The sequence below is a fragment of the Maricurvus nonylphenolicus genome, assembly GCF_042854845.1.
GTDB lineage: Bacteria > Pseudomonadota > Gammaproteobacteria > Pseudomonadales > Cellvibrionaceae > Maricurvus > Maricurvus nonylphenolicus.
The window spans coordinates 3,785,461-3,801,703 of sequence record NZ_AP031498.1 but is presented as its reverse complement, the minus strand read 5'-3'; the positions used below and the strand labels follow the sequence as shown (position 1 = coordinate 3,801,703).

The 16,243-nt window shown below is 49.5% G+C and carries 15 protein-coding genes; 9 read left to right on the top strand and 6 right to left on the bottom strand.

Annotation, left to right across the window (positions count from 1 at the left end; translation table 11 throughout):
- The first annotated feature begins 102 nt into the window (after positions 1-102).
- The 4 genes from ACGHZ6_RS16450 (at position 103) to ACGHZ6_RS16435 (ending at position 2,969) form a co-directional block, all read left to right on the top strand.
- Entirely contained in the window at positions 103-687 is a 585-nt protein-coding gene (locus ACGHZ6_RS16450) for an NAD(P)H-dependent oxidoreductase (protein ID WP_390615087.1), read from the top strand.
- Between the two features lie 85 nt (positions 688-772).
- Complete coding sequence (locus tag ACGHZ6_RS16445; RefSeq protein ID WP_390615086.1) at positions 773-1,156, top strand: hypothetical protein; 384 nt, start codon at positions 773-775, stop codon at positions 1,154-1,156.
- 45 nt (positions 1,157-1,201) lie between these two features.
- The gene (locus ACGHZ6_RS16440; protein WP_390615085.1) at positions 1,202-1,759 is read left to right on the top strand and encodes a carboxymuconolactone decarboxylase family protein; all 558 of its coding nucleotides are present in this window, start codon (positions 1,202-1,204) and stop codon (positions 1,757-1,759) included.
- 67 nt (positions 1,760-1,826) lie between these two features.
- Positions 1,827-2,969, top strand: coding sequence for a low temperature requirement protein A (locus ACGHZ6_RS16435; RefSeq protein ID WP_390615084.1), 1,143 nt, complete (start codon positions 1,827-1,829; stop codon positions 2,967-2,969).
- A gap of 16 nt (positions 2,970-2,985) precedes the next feature.
- On the opposite strand, the gene ACGHZ6_RS16430 is transcribed toward ACGHZ6_RS16435, so the two are convergent.
- Positions 2,986-3,717 carry a hypothetical protein gene (locus tag ACGHZ6_RS16430; RefSeq protein WP_390615083.1) on the bottom strand — a complete coding sequence of 244 codons (732 nt, stop codon included), beginning with the start codon at positions 3,715-3,717 and terminating at the stop codon, positions 2,986-2,988.
- A gap of 243 nt (positions 3,718-3,960) precedes the next feature.
- Between ACGHZ6_RS16430 and ACGHZ6_RS16425 the strand changes: the two genes are divergently transcribed.
- Positions 3,961-5,121: a CaiB/BaiF CoA transferase family protein gene (locus ACGHZ6_RS16425; RefSeq protein WP_390615082.1), complete on the top strand. Its 1,161-nt coding sequence runs from the start codon at positions 3,961-3,963 to the stop codon at positions 5,119-5,121.
- 67 nt (positions 5,122-5,188) lie between these two features.
- On the opposite strand, the gene ACGHZ6_RS16420 is transcribed toward ACGHZ6_RS16425, so the two are convergent.
- The gene (locus tag ACGHZ6_RS16420; RefSeq protein ID WP_390615081.1) at positions 5,189-6,085 is read right to left on the bottom strand and encodes an enoyl-CoA hydratase/isomerase family protein; all 897 of its coding nucleotides are present in this window, start codon (positions 6,083-6,085) and stop codon (positions 5,189-5,191) included.
- A gap of 160 nt (positions 6,086-6,245) precedes the next feature.
- Here ACGHZ6_RS16420 and ACGHZ6_RS16415 point away from each other — a divergent pair, with 160 nt between their 5' ends.
- Positions 6,246-7,277, top strand: coding sequence for an AraC family transcriptional regulator ligand-binding domain-containing protein (locus tag ACGHZ6_RS16415; RefSeq protein ID WP_390615080.1), 1,032 nt, complete (start codon positions 6,246-6,248; stop codon positions 7,275-7,277).
- 18 nt (positions 7,278-7,295) lie between these two features.
- On the opposite strand, the gene ACGHZ6_RS16410 is transcribed toward ACGHZ6_RS16415, so the two are convergent.
- The 4 genes from ACGHZ6_RS16410 to ACGHZ6_RS16395 are packed head-to-tail and all read right to left on the bottom strand — an operon-like array spanning position 7,296 to position 13,389.
- Positions 7,296-8,240, bottom strand: coding sequence for a helix-turn-helix domain-containing protein (locus tag ACGHZ6_RS16410; RefSeq protein ID WP_390615078.1), 945 nt, complete (start codon positions 8,238-8,240; stop codon positions 7,296-7,298).
- On the bottom strand, positions 8,197-9,078 hold the full coding sequence (locus ACGHZ6_RS16405) for an ABC transporter six-transmembrane domain-containing protein (RefSeq protein WP_390615077.1): 882 nt from the start codon (positions 9,076-9,078) through the stop codon (positions 8,197-8,199). The genes ACGHZ6_RS16410 and ACGHZ6_RS16405 overlap by 44 nt, the downstream gene beginning before the upstream one ends.
- The gene (locus tag ACGHZ6_RS16400) at positions 9,068-12,187 is read right to left on the bottom strand and encodes an efflux RND transporter permease subunit (RefSeq protein WP_390615076.1); all 3,120 of its coding nucleotides are present in this window, start codon (positions 12,185-12,187) and stop codon (positions 9,068-9,070) included. Before ACGHZ6_RS16400 ends, ACGHZ6_RS16405 begins: the two co-directional genes overlap by 11 nt.
- 14 nt (positions 12,188-12,201) lie before the next feature.
- Positions 12,202-13,389: an efflux RND transporter periplasmic adaptor subunit gene (locus ACGHZ6_RS16395; RefSeq protein ID WP_390615075.1), complete on the bottom strand. Its 1,188-nt coding sequence runs from the start codon at positions 13,387-13,389 to the stop codon at positions 12,202-12,204.
- Positions 13,390-13,498: 109 nt separating this feature from the next.
- On the opposite strand from ACGHZ6_RS16395, the gene truD reads away from it, so the two are divergent.
- The 3 genes from truD (at position 13,499) to ACGHZ6_RS16380 (ending at position 16,218) form a co-directional block, all read left to right on the top strand.
- A complete protein-coding gene (gene truD, locus ACGHZ6_RS16390; protein ID WP_390615074.1) occupies positions 13,499-14,473 on the top strand; it encodes a tRNA pseudouridine(13) synthase TruD in 975 nt (324 codons plus the stop codon).
- 132 nt (positions 14,474-14,605) lie between these two features.
- A complete protein-coding gene (locus ACGHZ6_RS16385) occupies positions 14,606-15,247 on the top strand; it encodes a protein-L-isoaspartate(D-aspartate) O-methyltransferase (protein WP_390615073.1) in 642 nt (213 codons plus the stop codon).
- Positions 15,248-15,261: 14 nt separating this feature from the next.
- Complete coding sequence (locus tag ACGHZ6_RS16380; RefSeq protein ID WP_390615072.1) at positions 15,262-16,218, top strand: DUF368 domain-containing protein; 957 nt, start codon at positions 15,262-15,264, stop codon at positions 16,216-16,218.
- Positions 16,219-16,243: the final 25 nt, after the last annotated feature.

The following is a 16,243-nucleotide window of genomic DNA, read 5'->3' as shown; positions in this document are numbered from 1 at the left end:
ACAAAAAAGTGACTAATTGAATCCTGTCTCGAGGTTACCATAGTATACCTGCAGAAGATAATTAACCTTCAATCATTATTAAATCACCAAAAGGTAACCGCTATGAGCAATGTATTAATTATTAACGCCCACCATCACTATCCATTCTCTGAAGGCAAGCTGAATGGTGCTTTGGTTCAGATGTCTGAAGAGCTGATCACAGCTAAAGGTCATGAGGTTCGTACTGTAAAAATCGATGACGAGTGGAATGTTGAGCAGGAACTGGAAAACCACAAGTGGGCCGATATTGTTCTGCTGCAATCGCCGGTAAATTGGATGGGTGTGCCATGGACCTTTAAAAAGTATATGGATGAAGTTTACACCGCGGGTATGGGTGGTGATCTGTGTGTGGGTGATGGTCGTAGCGAAGCAGAGCCGAAAAAGAACTACGGTGCTGGCGGTACCTTAACGGGCAAGAAGTACCTGTTGTCTCTGACATTTAATGCGCCTGAAGAAGCCTTCAACGATAAAGATGAATACCTGTTCCAGGGCAAAGGTGTTGATGATCTGTTCTTCCCTATGCATATGAATTTCCGCTTCTTTGGTATGGAGCCTCTGGAAACCTTCGTTTGTTACGATGTGATGAAAAACGCTGATGCAGAGGGTGACTTCAAACGCTTTGCCGATCACATCGAAAAAATCTTCTAATTGGCAAAAGCATCTGTCAAAAGGCTTATTGTAGGAGCACCTGTTGGGTGCTTCTATATCCTGAAATAGGGTTATGGTGAATTCTATGTCATTTACAAATCTTTCTTTAAAAGCCGTGCTGGGCATTGCGTTGTTGTTCTGCGGATTACATGCATGGGCTGGCGCACCTGTATATGCACATCAAGCTTCTCCTGATCAATACACGTTACTGACTGAAAATGAAGAAGTGCTGGTGCTGGAAATGTTATTGCAACCAGGCCAAGCCGATATTAAGCACTCCCATCGCAATGAGACTGTCTATTTTGAAAAGGGCGGTACCTTGCGTATTACGCTGGCTACCGGTGAAGCGGTTGAAGTCACTGTACCCGATGGCCATGTAATGTGGCATGAAGCCTGGACCCATCAGGTAACCAATATCGGTGAGACCGTAGTAAAGGCGATTATTGTCGAATCTAAACTGGCGAAGTAATCACCGAGAGTTGTTTTACGTCATATTAAAACGGAGAAGAAAATAATGTTTACTTATTACGAACCTGATACCGCACCAGAAGAATCCAAATCCATTATGGAACAGTCGCAGAAGTCTTTTGGCATGATTCCCAATCTGCATAAGATCCTGGCTGAAGCCCCGGCGACCTACGAGACCTACAATGCGGCTTTCTCGACATTTATGCATAAAACTACCTTGTCGCCTATTGAGCAGCAGGTGGTATTTATGACGGCTAACTTTGAGAACAATTGTCACTATTGTGTGCCTGGCCATACCTGGATGATGAAGTCTGCCAAAATGCCGGATGCGGTTATTGAAGCCTTACGTGAAGGTACAGCTATTCCTGATACCAAATTACAGGCGCTACATGACTTTACCAAGGTATTGTTAGATCAGCGTGGGCATATTGGTGATGACAAACTAGATGTTTTCTTAAGTGCTGGTTTTACCAAGCGTCAGGCATTGGAAGTATTGACCGGGTTGGCGTCGAAACTGATTTCCAATTTTACCAATGCATTGGCTCACACCGAAGTGGATGCGGCGATGCAGCCTTACGATTGGACCCGTCCGTCCGAGCGATAATCGCCAGGCGTGAAGGCCTGTAAGGTTAGAAGAAGTAGAAGCAAAGGTAGAAAGAAAGGTAGTTAAAATGATTTCTGATCTGTATAAAGACAAATCGCGTCATGCAACCTGGTTAGAGCTGTTTTTTGACCTGGTATTTGTGGCCGTTATTGGCGTGGTTACCCATGATCTCGCCCACACGCATGACGGCCATATCGGCAGTGAACAGTTATTGCGCTTCCCCTTGGTGTTTATCCCGGTTTGGTGGATTTGGATTACACATACACTGTTTGCCAACCGCTTTGACAGCGATAGCCGCAATGAGCGTTTATTGTCATTAACGCTGATGGCCTTGCTGGTGGTTTTCTCTACCTTTGCTGAGGAAAGCTCAGGGTCAGGCTTTGCTCCCTTTGTGGTTCTCTATGGCTTAATTCGTCTGGTTCTGGCAGTGCAATATCTCTATGTGCACGGTAAGCATAAAGAAGAAGTGGATTTTGCCAAGGGTATGGGGCTGTCGATTGGCCTGGGTGCCGTTATCAGTGTCTCTGCCATTGCCTTTAACGGCCCAATGAAGATGGCGCTATTTTACGGCGGCATCATGCTGGATATGCTGTTGCAGATAGCTTTGCAGAAAAAGGCCATGAGTCGACCCGTTGACCGCCGCCATTTGGTTGAACGTATTGGCCTGCTGGCGATTATTATTCTCGGTGAATCGGTCATTGCCATGGTCGCGGCATTAAGTGATGTTGAGTGGCAGTTTAACTCTATTCTTGGCGCTGTCGCTGGCTTTGCATTAATTGGCTGCGTATGGTGGGTTTACTTTGACAGCTTCGAAACCCTGGAGCGGGGTAAAAAACTCGATAACCCTAATGTGTTGATTTTCAGCCACCTGTTCCTGTGTATGGGATTGTTGATCCTGGCTAACCTGATTCGCCATTCCATTCTGGGGGATCTCGACAGGCCCACATTTGGCATGTTGTCGGTAGTCGGTCTGGTGTTCTTCTATTTAGGCAAACAGATACCCTATTTTTATGCGTTCCCGCCATGGCGCTCGGCTATTGTTGGCAATACCCTGGTCTGTGTGGCTATCACTGTGGCCAGTAGCTTTTTGCCTACCATTGAATATTCTTTGGTTGGTATGACAGCAGGTATGATTGTCTATGTGGCATTAACTCACTTGCGGGTGTTAAGTGTCGGTGTGGATAACTATCTGGATGCTCATCATGCCTAAGTAAGGATATCTAGAGTCACTGCTGTGTTTGTGGTGGCTCTAGTGCCTGGGCAGGTTGTTGAGAGGTACTGTGCAGCTGACTATTCAGGTGGCGGTTCATTATTTCCTTATAGATTAACCTGCCGTTTATCTTATCCATGGCCTTGTCGTAACGCTCCAGCAAGCCTTTATGTTTCGGGTGTTTGGAGAAGAGGGTATAGAGTTTTTGTGGCGGTTCAGGCAGGAGCAGTATGCGGATCTTTTTCTCCACGCCGGAATCTATTGCGCCATAGATGATATTGGCTACCTGTGGTGAATACACTGCCTCAGCTCTGCCAGCAGCCAGTTTCTGGAGATTCCTGCGCCAAACATTATTGCCCGATGTCCATTCCCAATTAAGATTTTGGTCCTTAACGAATGGGGTCAAAATAGCGGCTTGTACATAGGTGATTTTTAAGGGGTATAAATCCTCTATTGTTTCAATCTGCTCTAAAGGGTGATCCTTTCTAACCGCAATAACCGCTTGCATCTGGGCGAAGTTGTTTCTGGGGTAAAGGTGGTTATGGGCCCTGGCTTCGGTATAACCAAACATGGCCGCTCCGGCTACCGTGCCTTTTTTCATCTCTGTTAGCACCCTGACCAGGGGCATCTCAATAAAGACGAAGTTCATTTCGGTATTCATCGCCGGTGCAATATGCTGTGACAGGAATTCAACCAGTGGGCCTTCGGCTTGATGGGTTTTAGTGTTGTAGACAATATGTGGTCCCATGGTGAAATAGCCCAAGCTGACTTCCTCTGCCTGAGCTGGGGCGGAAATAGTTATCAGGGATAAGCAACAGATGATGATATTTCTGATATGTATAAGGGCGTTAAAAGTCTTCAGCTTCGTCTCCTGTGTCTCGTTAAATTGTCACTTTATATCAATTACAGCTGTGCTTTTAGGTCATGGGCAGTAGTATCCCTTGTTCTCTAGAATTAAAGCAGGTTTTCTGTATAACAAATAGGTAATGATATGAGCACAGGTCCCCTCGCAGGTATTAAAGTTGTCGAAATTGCGGGTATTGGCCCAGCTCCGTGTGCAGGCATGATGTTTGCCGATATGGGAGCTGAGGTGATTGTGGTGGATCGTAAAACCGCCAACTGCAACGCTCCTGATTTGGCGGCTGGTGCTGAAGCGGCCAAGCATATGTTTATGAACCGCGGCAAAAAATCTATTGCGGTGAATATGAAATCCGAAGAGGGCGTTGAGACAGTTTTAAAACTCATTGATGATGCGGATATTTTGCTGGAAGGTTTTCGTCCCGGTGTAATGGAGCGCCTGGGTTTGGGCCCTGAAGTCTGTCATCAACGTAACCCCAAACTGGTTTACGGTCGTATGACCGGTTGGGGGCAAACCGGCCCTTTATCTCACGCAGCGGGCCATGACTCCAATTATATCGGTGTATCAGGTGCTTTCTGGTATGGCGGTCGTAAAGGCCAGGTACCGACAGCTCCCTTAACCGCTGTAGGTGATTTAGGTGGCGGTACCATGATCCTGGTGTGGGGTGTGATGTGTGCTCTGACTCATGCTAACAATACCGGTGAAGGACAAGTGGTCGATGCTGCCATTACCGATGGTTCGGCCTATATATCCAGCCTGTTAATGATGATGAAAAACACCGGCTTGATCGCCGATGAATTTGGTACTGGTTGGGCCGACGGCGGAGCCCCCTGGAATGAAACCTATGAATGCGCCGATGGTGGTTTCGTCAATATTTGTGCTTTGGAACCGCAGTTCTACCAGGAGTTGCTGGAGCGTTTGGGATTAACCGATAACCCCACCTTTACCAATCAATGGGATATCCCCAACTGGCCGCAGGGGAAATCCGAGTTGGCGGAGCTGTTTCGCAGTAAAACCCGCGATGAATGGTGTGAGATGTTAGAGGGTACAGACGTTTGCTTTGGGCCCGTACTGAATTTCACCGAGGCTGCCAAACATCCACATAATGTCGCTCGTGGTACCTACCTGGATATTAATGGTGTACTGCAACCGGCGCCAGCGCCGAAGTTTAGTGTGAGTGAAACTTCTGTCGGCGTTCCCCCCGCAGTGGGCGCAAATACCGATGACCTGTTACGGGCTGCCGGTTTGGATGAGGCAACCATTGCCGATCTCAAAGCCAAAGGCGCTGTTTAATTTCCTAAGCCTTGAAAAAGACCATGATGGTAAAAGCGCGGACATTACCATCATGGTATCAACCCTGTTAAGACTCCATTTCGTTACGCACAATACCCGGCGTTTTAGCCGCGCCTTTAATACGGTCGGGATGGTCACGTTCATTAAAGCGGCGCAAGCCTTCCTTTAACTGACCGCTGGAATCAGAATTGGTTAAGAGGCGGTTAAAGCACTCGGCCTCAATACGTAAACCTTCACGCAGATCCTGGCCAAAACCACGGATAGCCGCTTCTTTATCGGCATGAATCGCCGGTTGTGGCAGGGTGGCAATAAATTGCGCCATTTCTACCGCGCGCTCCAATGATTGGCCTTTTGGTACTACTTCGTTGGCCAGGCCGATACGATAGGCTTCATCGGCGTCGATAACCTTGCCGGTGATAATCAATTCCAGAGCGCGGCCCATACCCACAATACGCGGTAAACGCTGAGAGCCTCCATCGGCCAGGCCAATATTCCAGCGGCGACAGGTGATACCGAAAGATGCGTGCTCTTCAACAATCCGCATATCGGCAAAACAGGCCCACTCAAAACCACCGGCATAGGCAACGCCGTTAACGGCGGCAATAATCGGTTTGTAGATATCGGTCCAGCGAGAGGGGCCGAGGATGCCTGGGGCTTCACCGCGATTGTGACGGGCTACATCGGCTTCTTCCACTGGGCACAGAGTGGCCACTTCAGGATCTGGGTGGCTGGTGGGTTCTGTAGCCTCGAAGTTACTTTTTAGATCGCCACCGGCACAAAAGGCGGAATCACCGGCGCCGGTAATCACGGCTACCTTAGCCTCATCATCAGAGCGGAAGCGGTCAAAGGCATCCACCAGTTCACGGTGGGTACGGGTACCAATGCAGTTTTTTACCTCTGGGCGATTAAAGGTAATAATGGTGACCGGCCCTTCCTGGTCGTATTTGATATGCTGATATTGCATGATAAGTACTCCTGGTTTGTCGTGTGTAAGTTGTGTTCGTAAAGACAGTAGGGCTACGATATAAAACACCGGGCCTTCATATAAGGTTACGAGCTGGCAACAGGGGGGTACTTAGATTGCCTCAGGGTCTAAGGAATAGGGTAAAGGTGCAGATCGATATATGGCTGAAGTAGATACGCTGCGGGATAAACTGCTGTATCCCACCATTCCGGTGGGATTCCTGGACGATGTGTTTCAGGCCGCCTATGCCCGAGATCTGGATGTTGAGGCAATATTGGCCGCTAATGGTCTATCGCTAGCGGTGCTAAAGGAGCCGGGGTTACGTGTTTCCGTTGATAAATACGCCGAGGTGTTACGTCAGCTGGGTAATCAAACCCAAGATGCTTTTTTAGGTTTCTTTTCCAAACCGGTACCACTGAAGGCCTATAACGTGTTCTGTTACAGCTTGGTTGGCTGCCGTACGCTCGAGGAACTCATACAACAAGCCAATGATTTTTATGCCTTATTTACCGATGAGTTTTATTGGCAGTATAGGCAGGAAAAATCAGAAATAATTATTCAGGTGCATATCACACCGGTATTGGATGTTGATTATCGCTTTATCGTTCACAGCTTGCAGTTAATGTGCATTCGCTTATTTGCCTGGATCTTGGGAGAAACGGTCGAGCTTAACTCCGTGGATTTTACCTTTAGTAAAAATGCCACCGATGAAAACCTGACCTATTTGTTAGGCGATCATATTAATTACGACTGTGATGAAAACCTGATTCGCATCAATAGCCGCTTTGGTAAGGCCCGGTTATCTTGTACCCGAGATCAGATCGAGCCGGTTCTACACAATTCTCGTCGGCTGTTTTTAGTGACCCATAACCGGCATCCGGTTTCTCAACAGGTACGTCGCTTATTACTCGCCAATAAATATGAAGAATGGCTGGGCGGTGATGAGGTGGCTGAACAGTTGGGCATTACGCCTAACCTGTTGTGGCGTAAGCTTAAAAAAGAAGGCAACAGTTTTCTGGATATCCGTGATGATATCAAACGCGATTGGGCCTTGGTGTTGCTGGAAGATCCTGCCAATACTGTCGAGATGGTCGCTGATCAGCTACGTTATTCCGATGTCAGTGCGTTTCGCAAAGCGTTTAAGAAGTGGACGGGTTTGCAGCCCGTGCAATATAGAGCGCTACTGGGGTAGCTCGTGCTTACTGAGCTTCTAGTGTTTACTGAGTTCTAGGGCCAGTGTCATTTCACAAATTTCATCGCCCAGTTGTGCCGGGTTGTGGATAACATCCAGTGTTACGCCTTGATCATTGGGTTCCAAACCCTGGCTCAGTAAATATTTATAGAGTGCATCCCAGGCAGCAAGATAACCCCCTTCAGTGGATATACGGACTCTGCAGCAGAGAAAATCTGCTGCCGGGAGTATGGTGTTGGCCTGATCCTTATCGCATTCAACGCCAATGCTAGAGGTGATTTTATAGATGGGCCTTTCCAGCTCACTGTTGGCGGTGATAATGGCCAGATCCTGTTGCGGATATTGCTTCAGTTTCTCCCAACTATTCTTTAACTGCTTTTCACTGGCATTGGTCTTGATTTCCATTTTAAAGTAGCGCGTGTCGAAACCTATCACCTCGAAGGGAATGGCCGCAGCCAGCTGATCTTCCATATTCTCAGGAATGGCTTTTTGTGGATAACTTAACAGGTATATCAAGCGCTCCAGTTCATCCTGATCTTCAGTGACCAGGGCACGAACCTGTGACGGCGAATAACCAATATCCCGCTTCATGGCCTTGGCTAAGGCCTGAGATGAGGAGAAACCACTGGACAGTGCGATATCGGTGATGCTTTGGTTTTCGTCTTCCAGCAGTTTTTCAAACGCAAGGCCAATGCGCAGACGGCGAGTATATTGTCCGGGAGTTTCGCTGAACACTGCCAGGAACATACGGTGAAAGTGGTGTGGCGAGATTGCCGCTTCGCACGCTATTTGGTTCCAGGAGATGGGTTGCTCAATATGCTGGAAGATTATCTCCAGCGCTCGCTCAAAGCGTTGTTGCCAGATGGGGGAAACTTTCTCCAGCAAGAACTCTTCCGGCACCAGGCTAAACGCTTCGGTGCTAGCTGTTGAGTGCATCGTGTGAAACTTCAGGTGCTCGGCCATTAAGTCGCTCCGTTATCTCGTGTAAGCGCGTCCACTGTTGCAGGGTTAACGGTAGCATAAACGCGGACTGAACAAACTCCCAGGAGTAGCTGACGATTGTAAAAATCTTACCGGCACTGATATCGGGAATATCGGCACAAATAACCAGGTTACCCAGTATAAATGCGGTCATACCCAGGAAAATCAAGCCATAGAGTATGGCCTCACTATCTGACAAACGAATCTCCCAGTGATTGAGGGCTCTTAAATGTTTAAGAATCAATAATGGCCGACGGGTTTCCAGTACCGAAACCTGCTGTTCCATTTGTTCATTTAAACACTGATTGCCGTGAAAAAAGCGTTGATGGAACAGTGTATATATCAGTCCCATAGCGATAAGGGCGACGGCGGCCGTGGTACCCAAGCGAAGGTCAAAGCTGAATAGAATCGCGATGGATACCACAAGCTGGACCACGGCCGTTAACAGCTCTGGCAGGTGTTCTTCCAGAAAGTCCACCAGTTCTCTGCCCATGGTTAAGCGGGCATTTAACTGGGAGACGGGCAGGTCACGTTTCCGTTTGGTAATTTCCTGACCGAGATGAACACGGATATAGCCGTAAGCGCGGGTATCATAAAAACGTCTGCCGGCGGCGAGCAGGGTAAGGCCACTTAACACTGCGGCAGAAAGCAGCAGAGGCCGGTAATCGCCTGCGAGTAAGCCGTCGATGCTATAACCTATCAGTAACGGAATCAGCGCCATTAACAGGTTTTCCAGTAATACCAAAAACCAGGTAAACATGACCTTGCTTGGAAACTTGCGCAGTATATCCATCACGCTTAATGTTGAATTACTTAGCACTGACAACCTCCTGTTTGATATCTGGTCGAGGCGTAAAGCGTGCTTTTACGTCGGCGCCAATATGTATTAATAAAGGAATCAGGATGAGGGTAATAGGCGTGGCAAAGAGTTCACCGAAGACCAATGAGACGGCTGCGGGTTTTAGGTACTGTGCCTGTTCAGAGGTCTCCAGTAATAACGGTAATAAACCGCATACGGTCGTAACCGTGGTGAGAAAAATAGCGCGCAAGCGATCGCGACCTGCCTGTAGCAGGGCCTGATCAAGTTCCAGCCCTTCCTCGCGAAGCTGATTGTAGCGGGACAGCAATACCAGGGAGTCATTCACCACCACACCCGTCATGGCCATCATGCCAAACAATGACAAGACGCTCACCGGTAAATCCATTAAACCGTGACCAAAAATGGCTCCGGCGAAGCCGAAGGGTATAACCGACATAATCACCAAAGGCTGAAAATACGATTTTAATGGGATGGCTAGCAGGGCAAAAATCAGTAACAGGGTAAGTAGTAAGGCTTTTTTAAACCCGGTTTGCACTTCACTGATTTCCTGGAATTCACCAATGGGTGAAATTTGAGCCAGAGGGTAGCGCGCCTGTAAATCAGCTATCACCTGTTGTTTAAGTACCGACAACACATATTCCGGTGAAGCGATATCCCGGTCTTGACGCCAAAACACACTGACTACAATATCGCGGTTACGGCGGTATAGGGCTTCAGCTTCCCAGCTTGGTTTCAGTTCTGCCACTTCCCGTAAGGGGATTGTGCGACCATTATTAAGGTGTATCGGGATATTGAGCAGCGCTTCGCGAGACTGTCGTTGCTCTTGACCAAAGCGAATCATCACGCGGGTTTCCTCGCCGTGATCGAGCAGGCGATGTAATTCAAGCCCACCAAAACCACCACCAACAATAAGCGCCAGTTGTCGTTGGGTAATCCCTAATTGTCGACCACGGGGCGTTACACTGATCGTCAGTTGGCGTTGCCCCCCCTGGGCGTCATCGCGAATATCATTAATGCCGTAGCCTTGATTCGACAGGTTTTTCAGGGCTTGTTTGAGTTCTTCCGCAATGGTTTTAGAGAGATGCCTTTCCGGATGGCTGATGCTGATACCGACTGCTCCGGCAATATTATCGGCTGCGCTAAATTGGCTGGCGTAGGCGCCTTCCAGATCGCCGGCCAGCTTCTGCCAGTGTTCAATAATGCGATTGCCTGGAATACGTGCCAGGGCTTCAGCGGACAATTCGGCGGTGGATTCCAAAGCTTGGGGACCATCTACCGAGGTGATCAGTTTTTGAATTGGGACATTGGCAAGTTGATATTCCTGCTGCAGGGATAGATTTACTTCGCTTACTGCAGTCTCCAACAAATCAGCATTTCGTACGGTCAGTGCTAAAGGGGCGTCTTGTTGCATGGTCACTTTTGCGGTGAGGTATCGACCCGGGATTTCGGGAAAAAATGCACTGCGAATTTGACCTGTGCTTACCAGGCCATAGGCCAAAACCATGGCACAGATAAATAATGTCAGCGCGCTATAGCGGTGCCAGAGAGCTTTTCGCAATAGGGGGAGATAGATTCCCTGAGCGAAAGCATCTAACCCGTGATTGCAACGCTTCTGGATATTTTCTAAAAATCCAGCAAGGGGTTTCGATGACGAGCTTGCGAGGTGGCAGGGTAGAATAAATTTACTTTCAATAAGCGAAAAGATTAACGCAAAAATAACCACCGCTGAAAAACCAGCTAACAGTTTGGCCAATTCGTTATCGATCCACAGCATGGGTGAAAAGGCGGCAATGGTGGTGAGCACACCAAAGACAGTTGGTACTGCCACCCGTTCAACACCATCGAAGGCGGCATCCTTTGCATTGCCAATACGTTGGCGACTGCTGTGGATACTTTCACCAACAACGACTGCATCATCCACTAAAATGCCCAGAACCAGAATCATGCCAAACAGGGTGATATCGTTAAGGCTGTAATCGAGTTTCTGCAGCCCCATTAGCCACAGTGCACCGGCAATGGATACGGGAATACCCAGAGCAACCCAGAAGGCTAAGCGCACATTCAGAAACAAACCCAGCAATACCAGAATAATCAGTAGACCTTGCCAGGCACTGGTACTGAGTAACCCCAATTGTTCTTTAATATAGGGGCTCATATCAGCCATCACATCTAACTCTACCCCGTGAGGTAGTGATGGACGCATATCCACAATGACTTGCTGGATGGCCTCACTGACTTTTAATAAATGATCGCGACTACTGGTGGATACCATTAGGGCTACGGCCGGTTGGCCCTGATAGCGAACCAGGCTGTCGTCCTCTTCAAAATTCCTGTGCACATTGGCCAGTTGCTCCAGGCGTACCCAGCCATCAGCGCTATTGATAATAGGTAGATTACGTAAACTGTTGAGATTGTCGGCGTAACCATCGGCTTTCAGGGTAAGACGACCGCTGTCACTTTTTAGGTTGCCGCTGCGATAAGTCAGCGACCATGACTGAATACGATCGGCGAGGGTTTCCAGATTTAATTGATAGCGACGCAAAGCTTCTGGGTAGGGTTCAATCACCAACTCAGGACGGCGCTTGCCTAAATTGGTGACCTGAGAAATATCCGGATGGCGTTTGAGTTGGGTTTCCAGTCGTGTTGCCAGTGCTTGAAGAACCTTGTCACTGGTATCACCAAAAACCTGTACGAAGGCTGCCAGGTTGGTAAATTCATCGCGATAAATTTGCGGTCGTTCTGCCTGTTCGGGAAAACCGACAATACTGTTGACATTAGTCCGCACATCTTCGATCAGCCGGTCAAGTTCTGTACCGGAACGCTTGCGTACTCTGACGTTAGCCAAGCCGGGATAAGAGACACTGTTAATGCGTAAAATACCGGGAATACTGCTGATGGAATCCTCAATACGTTGAGTAATGGTTTCATCAACCTGTTGAGCTGTGCCGCCGGGATAGGCAACAGAGATAACCAATTGATTGGCGGGCATCTGTGGAAAACTTTCCACCCGGATATGGGTAAAAGATAGTAAGCCTGCGGCCAGGATCATGACCATTAGCAGGTTGGTGGCCACAGGGTTATCAATAAACCAGCGGGTAAGGAACTTCATCGTATCTGTTTCCCTTATTCCGATTGAACGCTGACGGTTTGACCTTCCAGCATGGAGCGCAGTGGATAGCGCACAATGCGTCGAGGTGTTTCAGAGGGGGAAGCAAAACGCACCAGGGCTGAATCTTTTTCCTGCGTAATAAATTCAACGCTTTCCCGTGCCAGACGATCATCGGTATCCACAAGCCAGAGGGTTTGATCACGGGTAAGTGCCGACGCAGGAACTGTGGAAAAGCCACGGGTAGGCATACCGGTAAAGACCACTTCCACTTGCTGGTCCGGTAGTAGTGGTTGTGGTCGATCGAAGGGCGCCTCGACACTGAGCACCATACGGCGTTGGCGAGTATCCCGATCCCGAGAGGGGCTAAAGTAGCGAACCGTGGCGGGCCATGTTTGCCCGCTATGACTGGTAATCTCTGCTTGCCAACCTTCGGCTAACTCGGTGATTAACTGCCACTGGCTATCTGACAGTGCCACGCTGATATCCAGGCTGTTACTGGACGCGACTTGAAACAGTATTTGCCCGCTGTTGACCCATTGGCCGGGGGCTAAATGGTTTTGCAGTATTACCGCATCAAACGGGGCTTCGATACGGGTATCAGCCAGGCGTTGTTCAGCCAAAGAAAGGCTAGTCTCGGCGGCTTTTACATCCGCCTCGGCAGCGGCCAGTTGGATTTCATAACGGGCAAATGGTGTTTTTAGCTGGCCGTTACTGAGTTTGAGCGATACGCTGCGTTCGTGTTTTATCCTTGCCAGCTGCACACGTGCCTGAGCCAGCCGACTTTCAGCCTGGGCAACCTCGGCCTGGTAACTGACCGGGTTAAGTTGTGCCAACAGACTCTGGCCTGATACTTTGGCGCCCACATCAATCGCCTCAGGCAGATTAACCACCTGACCATCGATAGTTGCCGTGATGTCCACCTGCCAGCGACTGGCTGTGATACCGGTGGCCTGAATCGATAGCGGGCGAATGCTGGGGGAGACGCTGACCACGGTCACCGGTAAACGGCTAATTGCGGGTTTAGTTGCCACCGTTTGCGGAGATTGCCAATAACTGAGCAGATAGACAAATAGGCCGATCAGTAACAAACCGCTGGCTGCCAGCCACCGCAGGCGCTGTTTGCGGCTGGGTGGTGAGGGCATGTCATTGGGTTTTGATGACAGGGCGATCATCGATTGTTCGGGCTGCTGCGATGCGGTCATACACTTCTCATTGACAGTGAAAATGCCACTCTAGAAAATATGCGCGCAGCTGGCGTGTCCGTAATTGCTATTCTGCGACTTCTTTAATTGATGGTGTATGGAGCCTCAGATGTCCGATGTATCCCCTAACTTCCCTCTGGATTGGCCCTATGCCTTGGGTAAGCCCCTGGCCAGTGGTGATTTTCGTACCACACCAGAGGATTTTGTGGTTGATGAAACCTTGGGTTTCGAACCCTCGGGGGAGGGCGAGCATGTCGTACTGCATATCCGCAAACGCGGGGACAACACCGCCTGGGTAGCCAAACAGATCGCTGAGCTGGCGGGAGTAAAGCCCATGGATGTGGGCTATTGCGGCTTAAAAGACCGCCATGCGGTGACAACCCAGTGGTTTAGTGTCTATCTGGGTAAAAAGCCGGAAGCAGATTGGCAACGCTTAAATACCGAATCGACCCAAGTGTTGACGGTTGATCGCCATGCCCAAAAGCTGCGCCGTGGTATGCATGAGGCTAATCAGTTCTGCATCACCCTGCGTAATGTCGATGGGGATAAAGACGAGTTGGAGCTGCGTCTTAAGCAGATAGAAGCCCAGGGCGTACCCAATTACTTTGGCGAGCAACGCTTTGGTCGCGATGGCGGTAACCTGACCCAGGCGCATCGTATCCTGGTAGAAGGCCTGCGCATGCGCGATAAACAAAAGCGCGGCTTGATGCTATCAGCTGCTCGCTCCTATTTATTCAATACGGTATTGGCCGCCCGTGTTGAGGTGGACAGCTGGCTCACGCCCTTGGATGGTGAGGTGTTGGACAAAGGTTTACCGACCGGTCCGCTATGGGGACGTGGCAGGCCTTTGGGGACTGACGACGCTTTGGCACTGGAACAGCAAGCCTTGAGTGACTGGCAGGCTTGGTGTGATGGTATGGAACACAGCGGTTTGTCGCAGGAGCGACGTAAGCTGGTATTGAAGCCCCAAGGGCTGCAATGGCAGTGGCAGGAGGATGATTTGGTCCTGCGTTTTGCCCTGGGTACCGGGGATTTTGCTACCTCGGTATTGCGAGAGTTGATCATATTACGATCAGTGGCTTAACCACTAAGCCCTGGCCACTAAATATGGTATAGTCGGCGCCTTAAAGCAGTATCAAAACGACAAGAAAACAATAGACAGACCAGTGTTCATTTGGGGGAACCAGTGAGTAGTTTGCACTTAAGTGGTATAGGGATGACCTCCCAGCGTACCCGTCAGCGCCTGATTGAGCGTTTGATGGATCAAGGGGTGACAAACCATCAAGTGTTGGATGTGATAGGCGATACCCCGCGCCATATTTTCCTCGATGAAGCCTTGTCCCATCGTGCCTACGAAGATACTGCTCTCCCTATTGGCTTTGGCCAAACCCTGTCCCAACCCTATATTGTTGCGCGTATGACTGAGGTATTGCTCGGCGCGGCGGGTTCTGTGGATAAAGTATTGGAAGTCGGCACCGGCTCGGGTTACCAAACCTCAATCCTGGCCCAACTTGTTGGCCAGGTATATTCCGTCGAACGTATCAAACCTCTGCAGGATAAAGCTCGTGAGCGTCTGCGCCAGATTGGCCTGCGCAATGTTCAGCTGCGCCATGCCGATGGCGGCTTTGGCTGGCCAGAAATGGGGCCGTTTAATGCGATTTTAAGTACTGCCGCGCCACGTGATGTACCGCCAGAGCTGTTACAGCAGCTGGCGCCAAACGGTGTGCTGGTCATCCCTGTTGGTGGTAATACTCAGGAATTACGCCTGATCATCCGTGAAGGTGATAGCGATAACTTTATGACCCAGGTGCTGGAGCCAGTGAAGTTTGTACCACTGCTTTCCGGTACCACCCGCTGATAGGTCCGCACCTCATGGAGCAGGACAACAGCCGGACGCTGAGAGACTATCTGTTTCTTGTATTGCGTGGCATGGCGATGGGTGCTGCCGATGTGGTTCCCGGTGTTTCCGGTGGCACAATTGCTTTTATTACCGGTATCTACGAAGAATTAATTGATTCCCTGCGGCGCATCGACCACAAAGCGGTAGCTTGTCTGTTTCAACAGGGCATTGCGGCCGCTTGGCGACACATTAATGGCAACTTCCTGTTGGCGATATTTGGTGGTGTGCTGTTTAGCGTGTTCTCGCTGGCCAAACTGATTACCTATTGTCTCGAAGCCTTTCCTATTCTGGTGTGGGCGTTTTTCTTTGGTCTTATTTTGGCATCTGGTGCCTATATAAGCCGTTCCATTTCTCTGCGCGCCTGGACAACCTTACTGGCATTTGCAGTGGGGATTGCCTTGGCCGTGGCGATCTCGGTGATGCGCCCAGCGAGTTTGCCCGGTGATTGGTGGATCGTCATGCTGTCAGGCAGCCTGGCGATTTGTGCAATGATTCTGCCGGGGATTTCCGGCAGTTTTATTCTGCTGATGATTGGTATCTATGGCGTCATCTTGGAGGCGGTGTCCTCCTTTAATTTGGTGCTGCTGGCCTGTTTCGGTTTTGGCTGTGTGATTGGCCTGTTACTGTTTTCCCATGTGTTGTCGTGGATGCTGCGCCGTTTTCACGATATGACACTGGCGTTGTTAACGGGTTTTTTGCTGGGCTCGCTCAATGTGATTTGGCCCTGGAAGCAGACATTAGCGACCACGGTAAACCGTCACGGTGAGGCTGTGCCTTTGGTGCAGGAAAATATTTTGCCTTGGACTTACCAGAATCTAACCGGCAATGAATCACAGTTAATAGCGGCTCTGGGCACTGCGGCAGTGGGTTTTGGGCTGGTACTCCTTTTGGAGTATGGGTTAAAGTCGAGCACCAAATTGGTGGATTAAGTTCAATTTTGGATCTTGAGATTGA